Origin of the sequence: Allobosea sp. OAE752 (genome assembly GCF_050433265.1) — a bacterium.
Taxonomy (GTDB): domain Bacteria; phylum Pseudomonadota; class Alphaproteobacteria; order Rhizobiales; family Beijerinckiaceae; genus Allobosea; species Allobosea spartocytisi.
Map to the genome: position 1 here is coordinate 39,219 of NZ_JBNPXO010000012.1, position 24,326 is coordinate 63,544.

The window sequence follows — 24,326 nt, forward strand, 5'->3', positions numbered from 1 at the left end:
GGGTCCGCCGGTCGATCCGGCGGGCTAGCATCTCGACAGGCCGACAGCCTCCCTCAACACGGAGGCTCGCTGACGTAGGCGTCGATCTCTTCCAGCGCGGCATCGCGCTCCCGCAGCACTACGGCGAGTTCGGCGATGATCATGCCGCATTCGGCCGCATCGGTGCAGTTCCGCAGTTCGCCCATGTGCTGCTCGAAAAGGCCCGACCCCGCCGAAGCGAAACCGGGCGATGTTTGATAGGGCTCGCTCAGGCCGAGGTATTCTGACGGAGGTGAAGCAAGACATTTTGCTTGAGGTCTTCTTGGTCGAGCGCCATCGGCGCAAATCCGGCGACGAGATAGGCAATCCTCCGCCGCTGCTCATCATGCTCCCGCTCGGGGATAGCCGGCTTCACCTCGCTCCACACAGCTTCCAACGCAGCACAAGCCCGGGCCAGATCAGCCGGATCCGTCAACGATGAAAAAGGCATGGCTCCTTTCCCCCGAAAAGTGGACCTGCGATGAAAAATCTAAGTCCGGCGTCGCCGCTGGCAAGAGGGCGCCAGACAATGATTCCGCCGGCTGAAGCTGAAGGGGCAGCCTTGATGGCTGCAACGGTCCCTTGCGGCCGTGCGACCCTAAAATTCTTTTGGAGAAAGGCGCCGAGCCACCCATGCCAGTGGGAGGGAAAAGCGGCGACTCGGCGCCACGCCTCATCAAGGCGCCCAGAAGACTGCCCAAAAATGGCGAATAAGAAGCGAATGTGGAATGAACTCTATCGTTCGCCAAGAAACCGGGCGGCTCTTTGATTTTCCGAAATTGTGGTTCGAATCCATGAGCGGGAACCACCCAAGGTGCGGAACATTCGGACGGCAGATTACCCGGAAATGCAGCGCCGTCGCCCGCCTGTCGAGTTCTGGGTCTGGCTGGCAATCGCCGGCGTCATTCTCATTTTCGTGGCTGCTTCGATAACCCTCCCGCCTCAGATCGTGCAGCCTCCCAATTGACGATCAGGTAACCTCTGGGGCCCTGGCATTGCCGAAGCGAGATCGAGCAGAACACGAACGAAGCCCCGCAGCGACCGCTTTGCCTACCGCATGGCTGAGCCTTCGCCGGATTTCATCTAATCCCACCTTTTGGACACGAGCCATGCAAGCACCGCTACGGCTATCATGCCGGCGGCAATCAAAAACGGGTTTCCATGTGGCCCATCTACCGCGGGGCCCTGCCGCCGCGTTAACCCTGGACTGCCGGGTTCGTGGCAACACCTCCCACGAAGTTAATGTGCCGATCCGAATAAGCGGTGGCGAGGGCAACGAGCTCTTCCCCACCGGAGAGCACGAGACTGAAGCTGTTGCTGAAGCTTCCCGGATCGACTGAACGGATATCTCCGATAAGAGTGCCCTGACACACCGAGCCGGACTCGTTCTGGGCGAAGCAATAACCAATAGAGAGCTCCGTGCCGTCGCGCAGGATTACCCTGCCATGGCCAGATTTCATGATGGTCGCGGTTTTGATTGCCGGCCGAACCGCACTCGGGCGGTGTTCTGGCGCGCAAAGGCAGCGCTGAGACATAGGGCGCTTCTATTAAGCCCATAGCAAGGCTTCTTGCGCGACGGAAGCATGGTACCTGGCTGAGGGGAGAGCCAAATGAAACGGCCCCGCTGGCTTCGGCCGGCGGGGCCGTTGATCGATAGAGCGGGCGTCAGGCGTCGACATGCTCTGATATTGCCTTCAGCTCGTCCTTGGTCCAGCTCGTGACCGCGTGCGCGATCCCGCATCTTCACCTAGCCTTCGAACGCGCCCGCCCCCCGTCGAGAAGCCTCCCCGCCAACGGCCAAGATCGGTCGGACGACCAGTTCCAGCAAACCAACTCGCCTTCGAACACCCTGCCGCCGTCCTACCCTCCGGTCGCGATCGCAATGACCGGTGTGGATGGAAGCTGACGTCGTTCACTGGCAAGCGCAGCGCGTTGTCCGAGGGCAGAAGGCGTCGCTCGCCGCGGCGGTAGAATGCAGCGCCTGCAAGCGCGCCTATCCAATCGAACAACGCTATCAATTCTTCAGGGCAACAAACTTCAGCCCTCGTTAAGGGTACGCTTCAGGATGACAAAGTGGTTGTTTTCGTCCGGCTCTCTGGATCCAGGCGAACGACCGGGAGCAACCCGTTCTTGGATATGAGAGCGAAGGAGGCTGAGCTGCCCGAAACAGAATATCGCGTCGTGAACAAAGACCGTTTCCGACCCATTGCACGCTCTCAGGCGGCAAGCATCCTGCTGATTGGACCACCTGCCCTTGATCCCAATCCATAGCAACACGTATGTCGGTGATCATGCGTATTCCGTCCAATCCCCTCGCGCTGATCGGGCCGGCAACACTCCTCGTCTTTGCAGCGAGCTTCGCCGTGGTCTGGGTGAGGGACCGGCGGCACCAGCACCTGCTGTTTCTCGGCGCAGCCTGCCTGCTCTTCTGTGCCGGGACCTTATCCCAGCTTCTCGCCGTACCGGATGGCGATGGCGTCAATGCGGTGACCTCGGCCCTGATCTACACCGTAAGCGTCTTGCTTCTCAGCGATGGACTTCTCAGGCGCTCGGGTGCGCGGCTGTCATGGGTTGCGTATCTGATCGTCCCGGCTCTGATCGTCAGTGGCATCGCCTATTTCTACTACATCGATCGCCGCCTCATTGTCCGGATCTATCTGTTGAACTTCAGTTATGGGCTGATCCTTCTTACGACGGCCTGGCGCCTGCGCCAGCTTCGGACCGGACGACTCTCAGAGCAGATCCTCTTCTGGGTGCTGATGGTCTTCTCGTTGCACTTCTTTCCTCGCACCGTGCTGACCGTTGGAGCAACCGCACCGGCTGCCGGCGCTTTCGGCTCGTCTCCTTTTTGGTTGGCCTTGCAGTTCTCGCTGGCAGTCTCGGGGGTCGCGCTGGCGCTCGCTGTGCTTGCCGTCACCGTCGGTGATACGATCGAGACGCTGCGCCATGAGCGATCGACCGATCACCTGACCGGCCTGTCGAACAGGCTGGGGTTCGAAGAGGCTGCCGATCGGGTGTTGCGCGACGCTCGTGCCTGGCCGGTCTGCCTTGTGGTTGCTGATATCGACCGTTTCAAGAGCATCAACGACATGTTCGGGCATCCCGCCGGCGATGCCGTCCTTAGAGCGTTCGCGAAGCTGCTCAAGGAGACATCCCGGAAAATCGACCTTTGCGGACGTCTCGGCGGCGAAGAGTTCGCCGTGCTGTTGCCCAACTGCGATATGGCCGGCAGCTACGCCTTCGCCGATCGGCTCCGATCCCTTGTGCGGCAAACCCGTTTTGCGGCTCTCCCGCAGGCAAGATATGTGACGGCGAGTTTCGGACTGGTCGGTGCCAACCGAGGCGAAAGCTTGAGCAGTCTCGTCGCCCGCGCCGACAAGGCGCTCTACCAAGCCAAGCGCTCGGGCAGAAACCGCGTCGCAATCAACTCTGAGAGCCTCGCTATGCCAGCGCCGGCAAGTACATCACCCTGAATGTGAGAGGCTGAGCAGCGCACAACCAGACGTTGGCTCAACGCTGGCAAGAGGACATTAGCTAATGCGCCGATAGGCTCGCGAGGGTGCCAGTTGGGGATCTTGCTTTCGTGGGCAACTCCGCATCGGAACTCCCGGATATAGAGGCTGCGCCGGATTGGGCCTGGCGGGCCCTAGTGGCTCCCAAGGTAGCCATTGGGGTTCGACTCGCCAAATTGCTGCACCACATCGTTAGGCCGCCTCCCACGAGGATGAGGATGCAAACCTCGCTAGCTTGCCCTGTGTAGCGCAAGCATTGCATTGGCAAAGTCGCCCGGCGCTTCCTGCGGGATATTGTGCCGACGCCGGTGAGCACATGATGGGTAAAGGAGCCGCCGAAATACCGGGAATGAAAATCCTGGTCGTGAGTGAGTGATGCCGGGCTTGTTTGTATAGCCTTGCCGTCCTCGGAGGCCTGGTGCCTATAGCAGGCCCATCTTCGCGCATTGGGCGTAATATTCGGGCGCGAGGTCGCGGAGCATGCCGTCGGGCTTGGCCCGGCTGCGCCTCGTCGGCGCCATGCGAGGCGACGCGGCAATTGCAGATTGCCAACCTTTATTGTGGACCAGACATCGGTCATGTGCCCTCTTGCTGTTCGCAGGATCATGAGGGAGGCCAGGATCTGAGCTTGCCTTCGGCGAGCATCTCCCGGGTGCGCTCGAGCGTGGACAGGAGGGCGGCCTTGTAGCCTTTGTCGCTGTCGAATTGGGCCTGTTCGACGTGTTCCTCGGGACCGTTCGGCGCCTTGCCGCGCAGTCCGAGGTAACAGTAGAATTTCAGCTGTAGCTCGCCTGCTTCATCCTCGAACAGCTCGTTGATGATCGCGCCTTCTCGCGGCCCGGTCGCCTGGAAGAAGGTCACCTTGCTCTGCGGTTCGAGGGTGATGATCTCGCGCAGGTCGGCACCGGCAATCGTGGCGTCGCGGACGAAATGCGTCGCGCGCTCCTCGGTGACGTCGCAGCGGGTGCACAAGCCGGACGGGAGGAACAGGCGCGCATCGCGCGCCTTCAGCTCCAGGCCCTTCCAGGCCTGCTCGCGGGTCAGCCTGGCTGCACCTTCCGGATTTACCGGGACGGTGGCTGTTGAAGAGATCATATCGATTGTCCTTGTTCGTATGGGGATGGAAGGGGTCAGCCGGCGATCTGCGCGACGTAGTCGCGGTAGGATCGCAGCGGCCGGCCCAGCAGGGTGGTGAGGCGGTCGACGTCACCGCTGTCGGGGAGCATGCCGTCGGTCAGGAAGCGCTCGGCCATCAGGCGCATGTCGAAGGCCATCCAGCTCGGCATGAACCGGCGCAAGCTCTGCTCGAAGGCGGCGGTATCGTAGCCGGGGAAGGCGATCGTGCGGCCGAGGACATCCGACCAGATGGCTGCGGCGCTTGCGCCGATCAGCGTATCGGGACCGACCAGGTTGATGCGGGTGAGCGGGAGCGGCGTGGCCGACTGCTCGCGGCGGATCAGTTCGATCGCGGCGATCTCGCCGACGTCGCGGGCGTCGACCATAGCGAGGCCCTTGTCGCCGATCGGCATCGGGTAGATGCCATAGCCGGTGACCACGTCCTTGATCGTGATCTCATTGTCCATAAAATAGGCCGGGCGCAGGATGGTGGCGTTCAGGCCCTGCTGCTCGATCATCCGCTCGACGCCGAATTTGCCCGCGAAATGAGGCACGTTCACGTAGACGTCGCTGTGGATCACTGAGAGGTAGACGATCCGCTCGATCCCCGCCTCACGGGCGACGTTGAGCGCGATCAGCGCCTGAGTGAATTCGTCGGCGACGACCCCGTTCAGCAGGAACAGCGTCGAGACGCCGGACATGGCGCCGCGCAGCGAGTCGACATCGAGCAAATCGCCGTGGACGACATTGACGCCGGCTGGGAAGCTGGCTTTGGCGGGATCGCGAACGAGAGCACGGACATCGGCGCCGCGGCTGCTGAGCTGTTCGACGACGTTGCGGCCGACATTGCCGGTCGCCCCGGTTACGAGAATGGTCATGGGTCGCTCCTGGGTTGAGCCGTTTGGCTGCCCTGAATTTAGCGATCCACATCCGTACCAATAGACGTTACATAGAAACACGTCGTCTCGCTGGTGGAACACTTGGACCTTCTTGCCCTCGCCGATTTCAACTTGGTCGCTCGCCACGGAGGGTTCGGAAAAGCCTCGCGCGCCGCAGGCCGCCCGAAGGCGACGCTGTCGCGCCGTGTTGCGGAATTGGAGGCCAGCCTCGACCTGAGACTGTTTGAGCGTGGGGCTCGCGTCCTGAAGCTGACCGAGGAAGGACGGGCGCTGTTCGAGCGGACGGGCCAACTGCTCACCGAACTCGGCGAGACGGCTGCGGCGATCGCATCCGGCGGCCAAAGTCCGAAGGGTAGATTACGGATCAGTGCGCCGTTGCTCTTCTCCCAGATAGCGATGGGGAAGCTCGCTGCCGGTTTTGCGTTGAAATACCCGGAGGTGCGGCTTGAAGTCACGACCGAGGATCGCTCCGTCGACATGGTCGAGGAGGCCTATGACCTCGTCATCCGGGTCAATCCCGAGCCCGATGAAAGCCTCGTCGGACGGGTCTTCCTCCGAGACCGGCTGGTGGTGGTAGCGAGCCCTAAACTGCGGAGGCCTATGGATGGATCGGCCGTTCCGGTCGTCGTGCGTGGCCCTGCCCGCCAAGGCGAAGTCTGGAACATCGAGACCCCAAAGGGTAAGTCGGAGGTCGCAGTCAATCCAGTCCTGAGCTTGTCATCGCTGATCATGGTGCGGGATGCCGTGCGAATGGGGGTGGGCGCTGGGCGTCTCCCGATATCGCTCGTCAGTCACGATCTCGCCGTCGGCAAGCTGATCCATTGGGGCGATGTGGGAGGACCGGAGATTACGCTGTGGACGCTCTATCCGACCCGCCGCCTGCTGAGCGCGCGCGTGTCGGCCTTCCTCGACCATCTCAGACAGGCATTCCCGAAGGGCACGCCTGATGAGCTGGCCGCTTATGTCGGAAGATTCGAGGTCTTGTAGGGGAGCCATCGCGTCTGGCTCAGTCGTGACGCCGGCTTCCCAGGTCAACAGAGCCCAGGAGTGCTGCTGCCGGCACGCGGGAGCATCTGCGCTGAATGACGGCTGAAAAACTGGCCGGCTCCATCGCGCCAAAAGCAGACTCTCGAGGCGGGTTCTCGCGATTATTGGGCAGGCGCGACTGCGCGATCACCAACTGGCACTTGGTCAACTCGGCGCGGGTCCGCTGGAAGATTTGATGTGCGACGCCCTGCTCGACGATTTGCGGGCTTGGATGCCCTTCACTGCCGAGACGCGCTGCGCACTTGGAAATGTGCGAATGAATGGCAAGCTGGGTGCTTTACGGCATCGTATGGAAGCAATGTCACTTTACCGCTGAAGGCTTCCCGCCCAAGCCAAAGATAGGTAGTCTTCGTTGTAAGTCCTCAGATCTGCGCCAGAAACCACCCCAAACCAGACCTTTCAGTTTGGGACAAATTTCCTCTGAAGGCAAAGCGAGCCCTAAAACTCTTCCCACCCCTGATTGGCACCATTGACTATTCTACGAGTGTTCGGCGGCGTGGCCATGCGCCGCGAAGATTGTTGCGAAAAGCGTCCCATCTCAGCGGCGGTATCGCGGAGCTGTGCGATGTCTTTGTCGATGCCGCTTGACCTCGATCCAGTCCCGGATACGCGGAACCCTTCAACCAGGCGCTTGAGCGCGTCCGTCGAGGTTTGAAGCTCGGCTGCGATCCCTGCACTCTGGTCGGCCATGGCCGAGTTGCGCTGGGTCATTTCGTCCATATGCGCGACGACCTTCGCCACCTCTTCGATACCATTGGCCTGCTCGCGGGAAGCGCTCTTAATCTCGTCCAGGGCTGCGGAAACGCTCGCCGACGAACCGACGATCTCGGACAGCGCCGAACCAGCCTGCTGCACGAGCTTGACGCCATTGGCCACTTGTTCGCCGGAGTTGGTGATCAGCGTCTTGATATCGTTTGCGGCCTCGCTCGATCTTTGAGCCAGTGTGCGGACCTCTGATGCGACGACGGCGAAGCCCTTGCCGGCATCGCCGGCGCGTGCCGCCTCCACCGCCGCATTCAAAGCCAGCAGATTGGTCTGGAACGCAATGTCGTCAATGACGCGAATGATGTTGCCAATGTCGACAGAGGCCTTCTCGATACCTCCCATGGCAACGACGGCATCACCCACAATCGAGCCTCCGCGATTGGCCACTTCATTGGCGGCCATTCCGAGTTCGGTAGCCTCGCAGGCGCGTTCGAAGCTCTGTTTCACGGATGCCGCCAGTTCCTCGGTCGTTGCCGCGGTTTCCTCCAATGAGGCCGCCTGCTCCTCGGTTCGCTGAGCCAGGTCCTTGCTGTCTGCCCCGATACGGTGCGTACCTACATTGATGCGTTCCGAGATGCCTGTGACGGTCTCGACAACGTTCGAAAAGGAATCCAGCAGTTCATTGATGCCGCTGCAAAGTTCGACGATCTCTCCGGACTTGCCATTGAGCGGAACGCGCGGGGTCAAATCCTTTGATTGGGTGGCGGTGATGACGGAGCGAGTGTCCGCGACGGCGGATTCAAGGGCGGCTGCATTCAGTTTCGAGGCAGTGATGTCAGTGGCATATTTCACGACCTTGTAAGGTCGGCCAAGGGCATCGAGGATCGGGTTGTAGCTCGCCTGAATCCAGACTTCTCGACCGTTCTTGCCGATCCGGAGATACTGACCTTCGTCGTATTCCCCTCTTCCCAGCTTTTCCCAGAACCGGGCATACCCTTCAGAATCTCGCGCCGAACGTTCCACGAAAATCGAGTGGTGCTGGCCCTTGATCTCCGGGAGGGTATAACCCAGCGCGCGCAAGAAGTTGTCATTAGCGTCGAGGATTTTGCCTGACAGGTCGAACTCGATGACCGCCTGCGACTTCCTGATCGCAGCGAGCTGACCCTCCGCATTCGAAACCGCCTCCCTGATGGCGGAGATATCGGTGGCGTATTTTATGACCTTGAAGGGATGCTTTCCGTTAGTTCCGCAGATCGGGGTATAGGTCGCCTGCAGCCAAACCCGTTCGCCATTCTTTGCCACCCGCGCAAACTGCGCCTGAAATGCCTGTCCGGACTTCAGATCTTGCCAGAAATTTCGATAGTGCTCCGACGAACGCTCCTCCGGCGGAACGAAGATCGAATGGTGCTGGCCGACGATTTCTTGGCGAGCATATCCGACCGTCTGAAGGAAAAGATCGTTGGCCTCGAGGATCTTGCCGTCGAGGTCGAACTCGATGACGGCCTGCCAACGGCGGATTGATGCGGCTTCGGCAGCTGCTTGCTTGTTGATACGGTTGAAGAGCATGACACCCCACCTCTATGATTAATTTTTTCTCCCTCGTTCTGATTGATAATTAATTACCTAAGGTCAGCGGCCGGCGGGGGCACTACGCTCGCCTTGCGCCACTTCCTGACATTAACAATGCCAGGAAGTGGACATTGGACCCTCCGTCGCTTCGCCGATCCAGGGAACTCTGATCAATCGCTTCGTCGTGGTTCTAAGCTACGTGCCAGCAGACAGAAGCTCGATCTATCGCCAGAGTGGCGGCACTTGATCTCGCTCTCAGCTCCAGAATGCACTTTGCCACAGGCTCAGCTTCTCGCCGACGCCGTTCTGAAGAGCGTTCTCGTAAACGCGATAGCCGCACATCACGTCATAGATCGCCATGCCGCGGGCAAAGTACACGATCATATCCTCGTCGTCGCGGCGTCCGCTGGTTTCGCCGGCGATGACCTTGCCGAGATCGATGATTTCCTCCTCCCTAGCCAGGCCTCGGTCGACCATGACGCTCGGCGTCATCGTCTTGCGTTCCATGCTGATCGCCGAGTTCATGACATAGCCGTCGGCGCGCGCGAGCGTCTCGAAGGTCGCGTCCCATATCGAGAGATCGACCAGCAGGCTGCCCTTCTTCATCCAGTCCGGGGCGATATACGCATCGTCGATCGTCTGAACATTGGTCGCGGGAATGACCACGTCGGCATCTGCACATGCCGCACGGGCGGAATCGACGGCGCGGACATCGATGTTCAGCTTGCGCGAAAACTCCGCGGCGAAGGCCTCGGCGCGCTCGGTATTCAGATCATAGACGTAGGCGACCTCGAGCTCCGGCATCACCTCGGCGGTGCAGGCGATCGCAGCCTGGTTGATCGGGCCCACGCCGATCAGTCCGATGCTGCGCGAGCCCGGCCGGCGCAGATGCTTGACGCCGATGGCACCAAGCGCGCCTGTGCGCATGCAGCTGATCACCATCGCGTCCATCAAGGCGAGCGGATAGCCTGTCTCGGGATCGAGGATCGTCACCAGGCCCGAGGCGCGCGGCCCTTTGCCGTTGATCGGGTTGTCCGGGTTGCTTGGGATGTTCTTCAGCGCAACCTTCATTACGCCGTTGTCGTCGAGATATCCTGCATGGATGTTCGCGCGCTTCTTGCTGGGGTAGCCCACGAAGTTCTTGAGCTTCTCGGCCGGGACGCCCCAGAACAGGGTCGCGGTGGGTGCCTCGATCGCCTTGCCCTGATAGGCCAGCAGCGTAGTGCGCTCGGTATCGGCAACCGTCGCGGGAACGTCGGCGGCACCGCAGCGCACCGCTTCCTCCTGGCTGAGATAGATGAAGTTAGCTTCGCTCATGAGAAGGCTCCGTGGGGTCATCTGCTGTCGGCTGTCAGTCGCGTAGCCGCAGCTTGGGATCGGTCGCATCGCGCAGGCCGTCTCCGAGGAGGTTCAGCGCGAGCACGGTCAGGAAGACGAAGACGCTCGGGAAGACGGCCAGCCACCAGGCGTCGAGGATGTTCTCGAACCCTTCTCTGATCATGCCGCCCCAGGTCGCCGTTGGCGGCTTGACGCCGAGGCCGATGAAACTCAGCGACGCTTCGGTGCGGATCGCCGTCGCCATCCAGAGCGAACCCATCACCAGGATGTCGGAGATCAAGTTCGGAAGGATGTGAACGCGCATGATCCGTCCATGGCTACAGCCCACAGAGCGGGCCGCCTGGACGAAGTCCTGCTCCTTGAGCACCAGCGTCGGGGCCCGTGCCAGCCTCACGAAAGGGGCGATCTCGGTCACCGCTATTGCGATGATGAGGTTCTCCAGACTGGCGCCCAGGACGGCGGCGACGAGCATGCCGAGCAGCAGGCTCGGAAAAGACAACATGAGATCGACGACCGCCATGACGAATGCGTCGAAGCGCCCGCCGATATAGCCGGACAGCACTCCGAGAATGGTGCCGACGGTCATCGCGATCACGATCGAGAGCAGGCCGACGATCAGCGAGATCCGGGCCCCGTAGATGATCCGGGAAAGCACATCGCGGCCATAGGAGTCCGTGCCTAACCAAAATTCCGACGAAGGCGGCAGGAACTGGTTGACGATGTCCTGCGTGAGCGGGTCGTGCGGAGCAATGACCGGAGCCAGGACCGCGACGACTATGATCACTGCCAGGAGGGTTAGTCCAACCCAGGCGAAGGCGCCGCCACGTGACACGAAGCGGCCGGTCTCGGAGAAACGGAGAATGATCGCGCTCATCGTCAGGCTGTCCGGATGCGCGGATCGACCGCGGCATAGGCGAGATCGGTCAGAGTGTTTGCGAGCACGACGAAGGAGGCGAAGATGATCATGAGCCCCTGCAACATCGTATAATCACGGGTGTTGAGAGCGCCGAGGATCAGGCGGCCGAGACCGGGCCGGTTGAAGACGATCTCGGTCAGAACCGCATTCCCGATCAGCGTGCCGAAATACAGCCCTACGACCGTGATGATCGGCAGCAGCGAGTTCGACAGGACGTGCCGCAAGGCCAGGGTCGTTGGCGCCACGCCTTTGGCCCGAGCCGTGCGCACGTAATCCTCGCCCAATGTCGAGAGCATGGACGCCCGGGTGACTCGCGCCACATAGGCACTCATGATGACACCGAGATTGAGCGCCGGCAGGGCTACCGCCAGCAGACGGTCCCAGGGCCCGGCATTTTGGATAGTGCCGATGACGGGAAACCAGCGCAGCTGAATCGCGAAGGCTAGGAGCAGCAGGATGCCCGACACAAAGGCCGGCAATGACAGTCCCACGAGCGAGAACAACCGCCCGACATAGTCGGGCCAGGCGTTGCGGTTGATCGCGGCGTAGACGCCGAGCGGCAGCCCTATCGCTAGTCCGACGAGGATCGAAGCGACCGCAAGTTCGATCGTGTTCGGAAGAACCCGCAGCGCCTCATCGAGAACCGGCCGCTTGGTGACCAGCGACGTTCCCAGGTCGCCCTGAAGCAGGCCGGTCAGGAAGCCGAGATACTGCTGTGAAAGTGGCTCATTGAGGCCGAGCTGCTGCCGGAGCGCTTCCAGAGCACCGGCGCTGGCTTGATCACCGAGGATCACCGCTGCGGCATCGCCGGGGACGATCCGGATGATCACGAAGATCGTCGTGAACATCGCTAGAAGCGTCGGCAAGCCGAGCGATATGCGTTTCAATGCGTATTTCATGAGGATTTCCGGGCGCGGAGAGCGGCCTGTTCGTGGCAACTATCCACAGGCCATGCTAAAACGTCGATTGATAAATTCAGCCAAGGGTATTCCAAACCCTCATGCCCCGCTCGATCAACTTGCGCCAGGTGGAAGCCTTTCGCGCCGTCATGGAAAACGGCACGGTCAGTGCGGCCGCGGCCGCTCTGAACGTCACCCAGCCGGCCGTCAGCAAGCTGGTATCCAATCTCGAACTCGACACGGGGCTGCGGCTCTTCGATCGGCTGAAGGGGAAGCTGACTCCGACCGCTCAGGGCGCGCATCTCTATGAAGAGGTCGATCGGGTCTTTTCCGGGCTGCACCAGATCGAGCGCGCCATCGAGACGGTCCGCCGCGAGCAAAAAGGCCGGCTGCTGGTTGGCGTCCTGCCGGCGCTGTCGGGCCATTTCATCCAACACGTCACGATGCGTTTTTTGGAGAGCGAGGCGCATGTCTTCGTGTCGCTGATCGTGCGTGGTTCACCAGGCCTGGCGGATTGGCTGGTGACACGGCAGGTTGACGTCGGAATTCTAAATGCGCGGGTCGAGCACCCCGATCTCGAGACCGAGCCGTTCCTGAACCATCCTCTGGTCTGCATCATGCCGGTCGGGCATCCGCTGGCTCGCAAGGCGGTGATCCGCCCCGAAGATCTCCATGAACAACCCTTTGTCGGCTTCGACGAGGGGGTCGAGATCCGGCGGAGGGTCGATGAGGTGATGGCGAGCCACGGCTGCGAGCCGCGACTCGTTCTCAAGGCGACCACAGCTCCAACGCTGTGCGAATTCGTCGCGCATGGCCTGGGGCTATCGCTTGTCCATCCGCTGATGGCAGGCCCCGTCAAAGGGCGCGTCGCGATCCGGCGCTTCGAGCCGGCTATCGACAACCATTTCCTTCTCGCCAAAGCAACCAAGGCCCGCAATGCGGGCCTTGTCGATCTTTTCATTCAGCACGCCCGGGAATGCGGCGATCAACTGATGCGTGAGGCGCTCATCGCGTAACGCTCGTCTTCTCCGTGATCTGCGGCGCAATGTTGATCGCACCCTTCAGTTCGTAGCCGTAATCGACCTTCTTGCTCCGCGCCCAGACCTGCTGAAGCTCGAACAGCGGCACCGCACAGACATCCTTGTGGATCTTGTCCTGCGCGATTTTCCAGTCCGCCATCTGCTTGGCCGGATCAGCTTCCTTTCGGGCCTGCTCGATCTCGGCGTCCGCCACGTCGCAATGCGAGAAGTTGGTGATCGCGGTCGGTTTCCCCACCGTGGCGGCGGAATGGTAGAACTCAGTGAGATAGGTATCGGCGACCGGAAACCGCGCTGCGCCGTAAAACACCAGAGCGCTCGCATTCTGTCGGATCTGCTGCTGATAGGTCGGGTGATCGACGACTTTCATATCCAGCTTGATGCCAGCTTTGCCGAGCTGGTTCTGGATCACTTCCATGATCGGCAATTGCGAGGAAATGTTTGAGACGACGACGCTGAGCGTGATGCCGTTCGGATGCCCGGCCTCGGCGAGCAGGGCTTTCGCCTTGGCGATGTCGGGCTTGACGGTCCAGGAGCAGTCCTCGCCGCGATAGCCAGGCGGGACCACCGAGCAGCCTTTCTTGGCGACGTCAGGACCGACGAAGCGAACGATCTGATCAAGGTCGATTGCGAGCGCAATGGCCTGACGCACACGCAGATCATCCAAGGGCTTGATGCTCTTGTTGATGTGCAAGGTGCGGAACTCGCCCTGACCGAAGATGTCCACGATCGCCTCGGGGCGCGCCTTGACCTGGGTTACCCAGCGCTGATCCCGCCGGCCATAGATCAGGTCGAGCTGCCCGGATTGAAAAGCCAGGTCGCGGCTGCTGTCGGAAAGGACGAAGCGCCACAGGATGTCATCGATCTTGGGCGCGCCCCGGAAATAGCCCTTGTTGGCGACAAGTTTGACGTGCTGCTGCAACACATGTTCGGCTATGGCGTAGGGGCCGGTCCCGATGGGCTTGGCAGCGAATTCACGCCCCAGCTGTTCGACCGCCTTCTTGCTGACGATCATGCCGCCGTGAAAGTTGGAGAGCAGGCCGAGCAAGCCGGCGTCGGGATATTTCAGGTCGATCCTGACGGTCAGGTCATCGAGCTTCACCACGTCCGCGATGCCCGCGAAATTCGCGGCGAATGACGATGTGCTCGGGTCAGCCGCACGCTTCAGCGAAAAGACGACGTCGTCGGCAGTGAGCTCACCGAACTCGCCGTGAAACTTGACGCCTTTGCGCAAGTGAAAGGTCCATGACTTTCTGTCGGACGAGGTTTCCCATCGCGTCGCGAGATCGGGCTCGATCTTCGCAGGATCGGCACTGCCCGGCGGGAACCGAACCAAGCCGTCGAACACGTTCGCAATCAGCATCGAGTCGAAACCGTTGGCGCGATGAGGATCAATGTTGGTGATATCGGAGGTGCCAACGGCGACCTGGAGCGTCTCGGCCCTGAGCGGCGACAGCAAAGCTGTCGCGGCCGCGAGGCTTGCTAAGAATGCCCACGTGGTTGTCTTCATCTGCGCTCTCCCTGACGGGCTTATCAAGGCCGGCCCGGCGAGATGAGGTCAATTGACATATTTCGGCTCACCTATAACCAAACGGCATAGGCGGCGTTGTCATGAGTTCGTCGGCGCCCGGTCTCAGTTAGCCACCGGTTATCCCGAGCCTTAGTCACGGCCTTGGCCGGTCCAGCCGGTCCGTGACTTGCGTTTAGGTGCCTTCGCCCGCCGCGACCGGGGGGAAGAACGTGTCCTGCCATTTGGCTGGCGGCGCTTTCAGTAGGCCGGCCTTGGCCATGAAGGTTCCGAAGCTCATCACGCCCTTGGGCTGGACGCCCCATTCCTCCGAGACGCTCTTCAGCATCTTTTCGGTCTCGTCGAGGTCCAGCGATGACTTCTCAGATTCGAGGAACATCTCGGCCGCCTCGCGCGGGTTTGCCTTGATGTAGGTTCCGGCCTCATCGATGGCGGCGACAATCGCCTTGGCAGCCTGCGGATTTGCCTCGACGAAGAAGCGCTTGCTGGCAAGCAGGCCGCTCGTCACGCGCTCGCCGAGATAGTCCGAGAAGAAGAACAGTCGCCGGACATTCGCGCTCTTCTCGACGATGTCGCTATAGGGGTGAGGCGCCGCATAGCCGCTGATCGTCCCGCCGGTGATCAAGGCCGACGTCGCATCAGGATGCGGCAGCTGGATCATGTTGGTATCGAGACGGCGTGACTGGCCCTCGCCGAAGGCCTTGGCCGCCGCCATGCGGACCAGGAGGCCCTGCTGGCCCGTGGTCGAGGTCACCGCGATCTTGTCCGTCGGCTTGAAGTCGGCAAGCGTCTTGATCTCGGGCTTGTTGGTGTAGAGCCCGTTATCGCCCGCTACCAGGGCAGCCAGTCCTCGGATCTCGATGGAGCCTCGTGTCTTCTCGGCTGCGATCAGCATTCCGGGCAGGCCATAGGCGCCGATATCGATCGAGCTGCTGATCAGCGCGTCGTTGATCGCCGGAGCGCCACTGATTTTCTGGATCTTGACGGTGAGATTAGGCAGCCCCGCCGCCGCCCCCTGCTTTGCGAAGAGGCCGAGCTTCTCCGCGACCGTCACCGGCAAATAGGCATATCCGTACTGGATCGCCATCGTCACTGTCGCGGTTTCAGCCGCGCGGGGACGCACCATCGTCATGGCGGTTACCGTTGCGGCAGCTGAGCCGGCCAATAGGGCCCGGCGCGAAAAAAGAGCTTGCATGTTTCCTCCGAAAGTTATTTTTGAAACGTCGTTTCAAAAACGCTATTCCGCATCGCGGCGCCCTGTCAATCGGCGACGATCACCGGACACCGCCGAGCGGATCAGGGAGCCAAGGGATGGTCGGATTTCGTGTTCTCAAGCGGCGCCGCCAGGTGTCTGCAGACGTCGTCGAGCGCTTCCGCGCGTTGCCGGTCGCCAATGTCAGCGACGCGATGTCCCGCATGACGGCGGGTGGAGCGAGGCTGCGGCCGCTGCATGGCGGCGGCGTCCTCGCCGGCCCGGCGGTTACGGTGAAGTCGCGTCCGGGCGACAATCTGATGATCCACAAGGCGCTCGATGTCGCATCGCCGGGCGACGTTGTCGTGGTCGACGCCGGCGGGGACCTCACCAATGCGCTCATCGGCGAACTGATGATCTCCCACGCGCAGAAGCGTGGCCTCGCCGGCATCGTCATCTATGGCGCGATCCGCGACAGCGCCTGGATCCGCGAGCATAATTTCCCGGTCTTCGCCGCCGGCGTCAGCCATCGCGGGCCCTATAAGAACGGCCCCGGCGAGATCAATGTCCCGATTGCGATCGAAGGCATGGTGATCGCGCCCGGCGATCTCGTGATCGGCGACGATGACGGCCTGCTCTGCGTGCCTTATGACGAGGTCGAGGCGGTCTATGCCGCTGCCGACGCCAAGCACAAGGCCGAGACCAAGCAGATGACCGCGATCCATGAAGGGCGCAACGATCGCAGCTGGGTCGATGCCGCGCTCGCCAAGCTGGGCTGCGAGATCGAGGCCTGATCGGCCATGGCCGCGCCGACTCATGTCCCGGTGCGGCCGGACTGGCTGGCGCTGCGCGATGAGGCGGCGCTCGACTCGGGCATGCCGATCCTCGATGCGCACCATCATCTCTGGGATCGGCCGCAGGGCCAGCGCTATTTGTTCGACGAGTTGCTCGCCGATATGGCAAGCGGCCACGATATCCGGGCCACGGTCTTCGTCCAGAGCCGCTCGATGTACCGCCCGGACCTGCCGGAGGCGTTCAAGCCCGTCGGCGAGGTTGAGTTCGCCAATGGTGTCGCGGCCCAGGCAGCAAGTGGGCTCTATGGCCGGCATCAGGCCTGTGCCGGCATCGTCGCGCATGCCGATCTGCGGCTCGGTGAGCGGCTGGAGCCCGTGCTCGAAGCGTTGTCGCGCGCCGGCGGCAGCCGCTTGCGCGGCATCCGCAATCAGACGGCCTGGCATTCCGATCCAGCGATCGCCTCGAACCCGGTTCCGCCCGAGGAGGGCATCATGCGCGATCCGGCCTTTGCCGCTGGGGTAAGGCTACTCGCTCATCGCGGTCTCGTCCTCGATATCTGGGCCTACCACACACAGCTCGACGAGGTGGCGGCGCTCGCTGATGCCTGCCCCGAGACGAAGATCGTGCTCGATCATTGCGGAGGTCCTCTCGGTGCAGGCCCCTATCGCGGGCGTCGCAACGAGGTGTTCGCGCAATGGTCGGCCGCCATGGCTGCCCTCGCTCGACGGCCGAACCTGCGCGTCAAGCTCGGCGGTCTGGCGATGCGGGTCGGTGGCTCCGATTTCCACGAGGCGCTGTTGCCACCTTCATCCGAACAGCTGGCAGAAGCCTGGTCGCCCTATATCCTGCGCTGCATCGAGCTCTTCGGGCCGCAGCGCTGCATGTTCGAAAGCAATTTCCCGGTCGACAAGGGCATGGTCGGCTATGGCGTTCTCTGGAACGGCTTCAAGCGGATCGTCGCAAGCTTTTCCCCTCATGAGCGGGCCTGGTTGTTTCACCGCGCGGCGATGGAAACCTATCGTCTCGACCTCTCGCTCACGGAGACAGGCTGATGTTCTTTGCGCCGCCACCCGAGGTCGCCACCACCGTGTTCACGCGCTTGCCCGATCGCTTCCGCAAGCCTCGTGCGACGGCCTGGGCCGTGGCCAATCGCGGCGGGCTTGCGATCGACTCCTTCCTCGAAGGACCGAGCTTCGACCGGCGGGGCCGGCTGTATGTCACGGATATACCGTTTGGCCGCATATTCCGCATCTCGCCTGCGGGCGAGTGGGAACTCGTCGCCGAATATGATGGCTGGCCGAACGGGCTGAAGATCCACCGCGACGGCCGCATCTTCATCACCGACTACAAGCGCGGCATCATGTTGCTCGAGCCCGAAAGCGGGGCGGTGACGCCGTTTCTGGAGACGGCAGCCTCCGAGAGCTTCAAGGGCGTCAACGATCTCGTCTTCGCGGCGAACGGCGACCTCTATTTCACCGATCAGGGCCAGACCGGGCTGCACGACGCCACCGGCCGCGTCTATCGGCTGACACCAGAGGGCAGGCTGACGCGTCTGCTCGATACCATCCCCAGCCCCAACGGCATCGTCATCGATCCCGACATGACGCATCTGCTGATCGCCGTGACGCGGGCCCAGCAGATCTGGCGCCTGCCGCTCAACGACAGCGGCCTGACGACGAAAGTCGGCGTCTTCGCGCAATTGCATGGCGGGCTCGGCGGGCCGGACGGTTTGGCGCTCGATGCCGAAGGCGGGCTCATGATCGCCCATACCGGCTTCGGTTCCGTCTGGCGCCTGTCACGCACGGCCGAGCCGCTCCTGCGAATCCGCTCCTGCGCCGGGATATCGACCACCAATCTGGCGTTCGGCGGACCGGAAGGACGCGATCTCTTCATCACGGAATCGCAGACGGGCTCGATCCTGCGCGCCAAGCTCGATGTTGCAGGATCGGCGATGTTCTCGCATCAAGACTGAAGGCGGCCGCGACCTGGAAGCGGCGTCGCGGAGGCTTGGAACCATGCTCGACAAGAAGGCGAAGGCGCGACCGAAGCTGGAGGGCGTCGCATCGGCCGACAGGCTGCTGACGGTTCTCACCGCGTTCCGCCGTGGCGACGATGCGCTGGAACTCAGCGAGCTGGCGCAGCGCACGCAGCTGGTGAAGAGCACCATCATGCGCCTGTGCATCTCGCTGGAGCGTTTCGGGCTGATGGAGCGGCTCGACGACGGCCGCTATCGGCTCGGCACCGAGATCGCGCGGCTGGGCTCGGTCTATCTCCAATCCTTCGCGCTCGAAGCCCATGTCATGCCGGCGCTGGAAGCTCTGGTGGCCGCCTCCGGCGAGACGGCTTCCTTCTATATCCGCCGCGGCGACCAGCGCCTGTGCCTGTTCCGGGTCGATTCGCCCTCGCCTTTGCGGATGCATGTCCGGCCGGGCGATCTGCGGCCGATGGATGCCTCCTCGATCGCACAGGTTCTGCGTCGTTTCGATCCCACCAGCAGCGCCGAGGACAAGGCCGTCGAGACACCGATCTATTCCAGCGGCGTCACCGATCCGCATGTCGCCTCGATCGCCACACCGGTCTTCGGGGCCGGTGGTCGGCTGCTCGGCGCGCTTGCGTTGACGGGGCCGGCCTCACGCCTGACGAGCGAAAGCGCGGAGAAGATCGCCCCGGTCCTCAAGCAATCGGCCGGCGTGCTGACTCATGCCCTCGGCGGCGGACTCGATCTATAACGTTTTTTGAAACGCCGTTTCATTTTATCTTTGCTTCCCTGCTCGGCCGTGCTAGGTCGTTGCAGATGGGACGGTCTGCAAGGCCGCCCCGGCGAAGAGGCGCAGCAAGCGCCCGATGCCGCAGGGAAGAAGCGCCAGGTCCGCCGCTGAAGGGCTGCGCTGACCACACCTTCCCGCCATCGGGCTGCGAGGCTGGAGGGAAACATGGCTGCCACGATCATTGTCACGGGTGCGGCGCTGGCGAAGCCGGCGATGGATGCCGCGGAGCGGCGCGGCGCCCGCATCATCACGGTCGCGCCCTACACGCCGCCGGCCGAGATCGCCGCGCTGGCGGTCGCCGAGAAGGCGGACGCGATCATCGTCCGCGCCGCCCATGTCACCGAGGAGGTGATCAAGGCCGCGCCTTCGCTCAAGGTCATCGTCAAGCACGGCATCGGCGTCGACACGATCGACCTCGCCAGCGCGACGCGCCACCGCATCCCCGTCCTGATCACCCATGGCGCCAACGCGCAATCCGTCGCCGAGCACGCCTTCGGGCTGATGTTCGCCGTGGCGCGCCAGAGTGCCTGGCTCGACGCCCGCATGCGCGGCGGCCACTGGGACAAGGCGTCGAGCTTCGGCAGCGAGCTTTCGGGCAAGTCGCTCGGCGTCGTCGGGCTCGGCAGCATCGGCTCGGCGCTGATTGAACTGGTGCGCCCGCTGCGGATGACCATCCGCGGCTACGATCCCTTCTTCCGCGGCAAGCTCGACGGCGTCGAGATCGTCGAAGACCTCGATGCGCTGCTGCGCGAGAGCGACATCGTCAGCCTTCATGTTCCGCTGACGGCCGAGAACCGCAACCTGTTCGACGCCCGCCGCCTCGGGCTGATGAAGCGCGGCGCCATGCTGATCAACACTGCCCGGGGCGGCCTGATCGATCATGAGGCGCTCGCCGCGGCCCTGACGAGCGGTGCGCTCGTCGGAGCCGGCCTCGACTGCTTCCCGGTCGAGCCGCCGAAGGAGAACCCGCTGTCAGACCTGCAGAACGTGGTGATGACTCCGCATGTCGGCGCCAACACCCGGGAAGCGGCCGAGCGTGTCGGCGTGCGCGCGATCGAGCAGGCGCTCGATGTGATCGAGGGCAAGCCCTTCGATCCGCGCGCCAACGTCAATCCGGACTACGCGGCGGCTGCCGCCTGAAGAGCGCCCTCGAGAAGCCGCTCTCTACTTTGGGAGGATACTGATGAATCAGATCTCGCGTCGCAGTGTCTTGAAGGGCAGCCTCGCCACCTTCGCGGTCGGCGCGCTACCGATCCGGGCACGCGCAGCCACCACCGTGACGATCGCGATGCAGAACGGCATCGGCTATCTGCCGATCATCGTCGCCGACGCGCTCGGGCTCTTCGGCAAAGCAGTGGAGGCGGCCGGCGCGCCCGGCACGCAGGTCGTCGTGAAGAAGTTCAGCGGCGCCCCCGCCATCAATGACGGGCTGCTGTCGAACACCATCCAGCTCGGCGCGATGGGCACGCCCGGCATGCTGGTCGCCTGGGAGAAGACGCGCGGCTCCTACGACATCCGCGGCCTGACGCCGCTCTCGATGGGGCGCTACGCACTCTACACATCGAAGCCGGAGGTGAAGACCGTCGCCGACTTCCCCGACAGCTCCCGCATCGCCGTGACCGCGCTCAACACGCCGCAGGCGATCCTGCTGCGCATGGCTGCGGAGAAGCAGCTCGGCGAAGCCGGCATCCGCCGCTTCGACAAGATGATGGTCAGCCTGCCGCATCCGGATGCGGCGACCATGATGGCCTCGGGCTCGACGGCGATCGACGGCTATTTTGCCAACGACCCCTTCATCACGGTGCTGGAGGCCAATCCGAAGCTGCACGTCGTGACGACGTCGGAGGAAATCCTCGGACATCCCGCGACGAGCGGGCTGCTCGCCACCACAGGCAAGTTCATGACCGAGCAGCCGGCGGTGGCGAAAGGCATCGTCGCGGCGATCGCGCAGGCCGAGGACTTCATCAAGGCAAAGCCCGCGGAGGCCGGCGAGATCTATTTGAAGTCGGAGCCCTTCAATCTTTCGAAGGACGCGCTGACCGCGATGATCCGCGACAACAAATGGTCGACCGAGCCGCACGGCATCATGGCCTATGCGAGCTTCATGACGAAGATCGGCATGCTGAAGAAGGCCCCCGCACGCTGGCAGGACACCTTCTTCGCGCCGGTCGCGAACGGTGCCGGCGACTGAGCCGGCAGGCCAAAGCAACAAGCAAAAAACGACGAGGAGGAAGCAGGATGATCCACCCCTCACGCCGCGCCACGCTCGCGCTCGGCGCCGCCGCATTCAGCGGCCTTGCCTTGCCGGCCCGCGCGCAGACGAAAAAGACCGTGACCATCGCCATCCAGTTCGGCACCAGTCATCTGGCTACCACCGTCGCCGACAAGCTCTCGCTCTTCGCCAAGCATGCGAAGGAGAACGGCATCGGCGACACGACCTTCGCCGTCCAGCGGGTCAGCGGCTCGCCGGCGATCAATGACGGCATCTTCAGCGGCAATCTCGAGGTCGGCGCCTATGGCCCGACCGCGCTGCTCGCCGCCTGGCTGAAAACCCGCGGCTCCTTCGACATCAAGGGCATCGCCGCCTGCAACGAAGCCGTTCTGACGCTCTACACGAACGATCCTTCGGTGAAGTCCGTCTCCGACATCAAGCCCGAGATGCGCATCGCGGTCACCGCGACGACGGCGCCGCAGGCGATCCTGCTCAGGATGGCAGCGGAGAAGGCCTTCGGACCCGGCCAGGCCGGACGCTTCGACAAGCAGATGGTGATCATGCCGCATCCGGATGCGACGGCGGCGCTGATCTCGAAGGCCGCGATCCAGCTCTACTTCGCCGCCCCGCCCTTCATCTCGACGCTCGAATCGTCGGGCAAATGCTTCAAGGTCGTCGACGGCAACGACATCATCGGCCGCTCCTATTCGGGCGCGCTGCTCGGCGCGACAAGCAAGTTCGCGAGTGCGAACCCGGCCGCGGTCACCACCATCGTCGCGGGCCTGCGCGAGGCGATGGATCTGATCAAGTCGAACCCCGCCCAGGCGGCCAAGCTCTACATGGAGGTCGAGAAGACCGCACTCACCCCCGCCGAGGTCGAGGCCGCGATCAAGGCCCAGACCTTCACCGTCGAACCGCAGGGCATGATGGCCTTTTCCGGCTTCATGCAGCGCAACGGGGAGCTCAAGGAAGCGCCCGCCAAATGGCAGGACATCATGTTCCCGCCGGTCAGCCAAGGACAGGGAAGCTGATGCTCGCGACCGAAAAGATGCCGGGCGTTGCCGTCCGGGCCGGAGTGCAGACGCTGCTGCAGGTCGATGGCGTGACCCTGCAATACAAGACCCGCGACCGGCTGGTCACCGCGACCTATCGCGTCTCCTTCGACGTCAAGGAGCAGGATCGCTTCATCCTGCTGGGCCCCTCGGGCTGTGGCAAGTCGACCCTGCTGAAATGCGTCGCCGGCTTCCTGAGCCCGACCGAAGGCACGATGAAGCTCGACGGGCGCGTCATCGACCGCCCCGGCCCGGACCGCATGATGGTCTTCCAGGAATTCGACCAGCTCATGCCCTGGCTGACGGTGCTCGACAACGTCATGTTCGCGATGCGCCGCTCCGGCCGATTCCCGAAGAACGAGATCCGGGACCGCGCCCGCCGCGCGACCGTCAAGGTCGGGCTCGAACGCTTCCAGGACGTTTATCCGCACATGCTCTCCGGCGGCATGAAGCAGCGCGTCGCGATCGCGCGGGCGCTCGCCATGGAGCCGCGCATCCTGCTGATGGACGAGCCCTTCGCCGCGCTCGACGCGCTGACGCGCCGGCGCATGCAGGAGGAACTGCTCGAACTCTGGGACGATGTCCGCTTCACGCTGATGTTCGTCACGCATTCGATCGAGGAGGCGATCATCCTGGGCTCGCGCATCCTGGTGCTGACGCCGCATCCCGGCCAGGTCCGCGCCGAGCTCGATGCCACCGCCTACAGCCACGAGCACCAGGGCGACGCGGAGTTCATGGCCTTCAACCGCAAGATCAACGGCATGCTCTTCGGCACGCAGGAGACGGCCCATGACTGACGCCACCGTCACGCAGCTGCGCAACCGGCCGCGCCCGGATATCGAGCGCGAGCCGGAGGACATCAGCCGGATCGGCGAGATCAGCCGGCCCATCGGTCTGTGGGAAGGCATCTTCGCGATCACGGCGGTGCGCCGCGCTCTGGTCCTGGTCGGGCTCGGCATCGCCTGGGAGGTCTATGCCCGCTGGGTCGGCAACCCGCTGATGTTCCCCTCGCTCAGCGACACGCTCTCAGCCTGGTGGGCGGACATGTCGTCGGGCCGACTGCCGGGCGCCGCCGCAAGCTCGCTGCGCGTGCTGCTGATCGGCTACGGCACCGCGATCGCGCTGTCGGCGGTGATGACGACATTGGCCGTTTCGACCCGCGTCGGCACCGACCTGCTGGCGACGCTGACCGCGATGTTCAATCCGCTGCCGGCGATCGCGATCCTGCCCCTGGCTCTGCTCTGGTTCGGGCTCGGCACCTCCAGCATCGTCTTCGTCATCGTCCATTCGGTGTTGTGGGCGGTCTCGCTCAACACCTTCACCGGCTTCCTCTCGGTCAGCCAGACGCAGCGCATGGCCGGACGTAACTACGGGCTGGGCGGCCTGCGGCTCGTCATCTTCATCCTGATCCCGGCCGCGTTCCCCTCGATCCTCGCCGGCTTGAAGATCGGCTGGGCCTTCGCCTGGCGCACGCTGATCGCGGCGGAGCTCGTCTTCGGCGTGTCCGGCAATGCGGCAGGCCTCGGCTGGTACATTTTCGAGGCCCGCAACGCGCTGGAGACGGCGACCGTCTTCGCAGGCCTCCTGACCGTGATCCTGATCGGCCTTGCGGTCGAAGGCATCGTCTTCCGCTCGATCGAGGCGGCGACGATCCGCAAATGGGGGATGCAGAACCACTGACCACCCGAAGGAGAAGGCCGGGCGGCCGGCTGTCTCCCACGAA

Annotated in this window: 22 protein-coding genes; 12 read left to right on the top strand and 10 right to left on the bottom strand. The window is 63.1% G+C overall.

Annotation, left to right across the window (positions count from 1 at the left end; genetic code table 11):
• Window positions 1-53 precede the first annotated feature (53 nt).
• Both GGC47_RS24000 and GGC47_RS24005 read right to left on the bottom strand, forming a co-directional pair.
• Window positions 54-185: a hypothetical protein gene (locus GGC47_RS24000; RefSeq protein WP_429069269.1), complete on the bottom strand. Its 132-nt coding sequence runs from the start codon at window positions 183-185 to the stop codon at window positions 54-56.
• Window positions 186-247: 62 nt separating this feature from the next.
• Window positions 248-469: a hypothetical protein gene (locus GGC47_RS24005; RefSeq protein WP_429069272.1), complete on the bottom strand. Its 222-nt coding sequence runs from the start codon at window positions 467-469 to the stop codon at window positions 248-250.
• Between the two features lie 1,828 nt (window positions 470-2,297).
• Between GGC47_RS24005 and GGC47_RS24010 the strand changes: the two genes are divergently transcribed.
• Complete coding sequence (locus tag GGC47_RS24010) at window positions 2,298-3,491, top strand: GGDEF domain-containing protein (RefSeq protein ID WP_429069274.1); 1,194 nt, start codon at window positions 2,298-2,300, stop codon at window positions 3,489-3,491.
• A 642-nt stretch (window positions 3,492-4,133) separates the two neighbouring features.
• On the opposite strand, the gene GGC47_RS24015 is transcribed toward GGC47_RS24010, so the two are convergent.
• Both GGC47_RS24015 and GGC47_RS24020 read right to left on the bottom strand, forming a co-directional pair.
• Window positions 4,134-4,625: an AtaL-like protein gene (locus GGC47_RS24015; protein WP_429069276.1), complete on the bottom strand. Its 492-nt coding sequence runs from the start codon at window positions 4,623-4,625 to the stop codon at window positions 4,134-4,136.
• 35 nt (window positions 4,626-4,660) lie between these two features.
• Window positions 4,661-5,524 carry an SDR family oxidoreductase gene (locus tag GGC47_RS24020; RefSeq protein ID WP_429069279.1) on the bottom strand — a complete coding sequence of 288 codons (864 nt, stop codon included), beginning with the start codon at window positions 5,522-5,524 and terminating at the stop codon, window positions 4,661-4,663.
• Between the two features lie 102 nt (window positions 5,525-5,626).
• On the opposite strand from GGC47_RS24020, the gene GGC47_RS24025 reads away from it, so the two are divergent.
• On the top strand, window positions 5,627-6,532 hold the full coding sequence (locus tag GGC47_RS24025) for a LysR family transcriptional regulator (protein ID WP_429069282.1): 906 nt from the start codon (window positions 5,627-5,629) through the stop codon (window positions 6,530-6,532).
• Between the two features lie 498 nt (window positions 6,533-7,030).
• Here the strand turns inward: GGC47_RS24025 and GGC47_RS24030 are convergent, their stop codons facing one another.
• From GGC47_RS24030 to GGC47_RS24045, 4 genes are all read right to left on the bottom strand, one after another.
• Entirely contained in the window at window positions 7,031-8,863 is a 1,833-nt protein-coding gene (locus tag GGC47_RS24030; protein WP_429069284.1) for a methyl-accepting chemotaxis protein, read from the bottom strand.
• A 258-nt stretch (window positions 8,864-9,121) separates the two neighbouring features.
• On the bottom strand, window positions 9,122-10,252 hold the full coding sequence (locus GGC47_RS24035) for a hypothetical protein (protein ID WP_429069286.1): 1,131 nt from the start codon (window positions 10,250-10,252) through the stop codon (window positions 9,122-9,124).
• Entirely contained in the window at window positions 10,218-11,078 is an 861-nt protein-coding gene (locus GGC47_RS24040) for an ABC transporter permease (protein ID WP_429069287.1), read from the bottom strand. Before GGC47_RS24040 ends, GGC47_RS24035 begins: the two co-directional genes overlap by 35 nt.
• A gap of 2 nt (window positions 11,079-11,080) precedes the next feature.
• Entirely contained in the window at window positions 11,081-12,019 is a 939-nt protein-coding gene (locus GGC47_RS24045; RefSeq protein WP_429069289.1) for an ABC transporter permease, read from the bottom strand.
• Between the two features lie 101 nt (window positions 12,020-12,120).
• Here GGC47_RS24045 and GGC47_RS24050 point away from each other — a divergent pair, with 101 nt between their 5' ends.
• Window positions 12,121-13,035, top strand: coding sequence for a LysR substrate-binding domain-containing protein (locus GGC47_RS24050; protein WP_142021120.1), 915 nt, complete (start codon window positions 12,121-12,123; stop codon window positions 13,033-13,035).
• On the opposite strand, the gene GGC47_RS24055 is transcribed toward GGC47_RS24050, so the two are convergent.
• Entirely contained in the window at window positions 13,025-14,566 is a 1,542-nt protein-coding gene (locus GGC47_RS24055) for an ABC transporter substrate-binding protein (protein ID WP_429069293.1), read from the bottom strand. The genes GGC47_RS24050 and GGC47_RS24055 overlap by 11 nt on opposite strands.
• 193 nt (window positions 14,567-14,759) lie before the next feature.
• On the bottom strand, window positions 14,760-15,716 hold the full coding sequence (locus tag GGC47_RS24060; protein WP_429069295.1) for an ABC transporter substrate-binding protein: 957 nt from the start codon (window positions 15,714-15,716) through the stop codon (window positions 14,760-14,762).
• Between the two features lie 179 nt (window positions 15,717-15,895).
• Between GGC47_RS24060 and GGC47_RS24065 the strand changes: the two genes are divergently transcribed.
• From GGC47_RS24065 to GGC47_RS24105, 9 genes are all read left to right on the top strand, one after another.
• Window positions 15,896-16,570 carry an RraA family protein gene (locus GGC47_RS24065; protein ID WP_429069297.1) on the top strand — a complete coding sequence of 225 codons (675 nt, stop codon included), beginning with the start codon at window positions 15,896-15,898 and terminating at the stop codon, window positions 16,568-16,570.
• A 6-nt stretch (window positions 16,571-16,576) separates the two neighbouring features.
• Window positions 16,577-17,623: an amidohydrolase family protein gene (locus tag GGC47_RS24070; RefSeq protein ID WP_429069298.1), complete on the top strand. Its 1,047-nt coding sequence runs from the start codon at window positions 16,577-16,579 to the stop codon at window positions 17,621-17,623.
• Complete coding sequence (locus GGC47_RS24075) at window positions 17,620-18,543, top strand: SMP-30/gluconolactonase/LRE family protein (RefSeq protein WP_429069495.1); 924 nt, start codon at window positions 17,620-17,622, stop codon at window positions 18,541-18,543. The genes GGC47_RS24070 and GGC47_RS24075 overlap by 4 nt, the downstream gene beginning before the upstream one ends.
• Before the next feature lie 43 nt (window positions 18,544-18,586).
• A complete protein-coding gene (locus GGC47_RS24080; RefSeq protein WP_429069300.1) occupies window positions 18,587-19,300 on the top strand; it encodes an IclR family transcriptional regulator in 714 nt (237 codons plus the stop codon).
• Between the two features lie 204 nt (window positions 19,301-19,504).
• A complete protein-coding gene (locus tag GGC47_RS24085) occupies window positions 19,505-20,479 on the top strand; it encodes a hydroxyacid dehydrogenase (protein WP_133564988.1) in 975 nt (324 codons plus the stop codon).
• A 43-nt stretch (window positions 20,480-20,522) separates the two neighbouring features.
• A complete protein-coding gene (locus GGC47_RS24090) occupies window positions 20,523-21,530 on the top strand; it encodes an ABC transporter substrate-binding protein (RefSeq protein ID WP_038366257.1) in 1,008 nt (335 codons plus the stop codon).
• Between the two features lie 47 nt (window positions 21,531-21,577).
• Entirely contained in the window at window positions 21,578-22,582 is a 1,005-nt protein-coding gene (locus GGC47_RS24095) for an ABC transporter substrate-binding protein (RefSeq protein WP_429069304.1), read from the top strand.
• The gene (locus tag GGC47_RS24100; RefSeq protein ID WP_429069306.1) at window positions 22,582-23,400 is read left to right on the top strand and encodes an ABC transporter ATP-binding protein; all 819 of its coding nucleotides are present in this window, start codon (window positions 22,582-22,584) and stop codon (window positions 23,398-23,400) included. Before GGC47_RS24095 ends, GGC47_RS24100 begins: the two co-directional genes overlap by 1 nt.
• Window positions 23,393-24,283: an ABC transporter permease gene (locus GGC47_RS24105; RefSeq protein ID WP_038366260.1), complete on the top strand. Its 891-nt coding sequence runs from the start codon at window positions 23,393-23,395 to the stop codon at window positions 24,281-24,283. The genes GGC47_RS24100 and GGC47_RS24105 overlap by 8 nt, the downstream gene beginning before the upstream one ends.
• The last annotated feature ends 43 nt before the right edge of the window (window positions 24,284-24,326 follow it).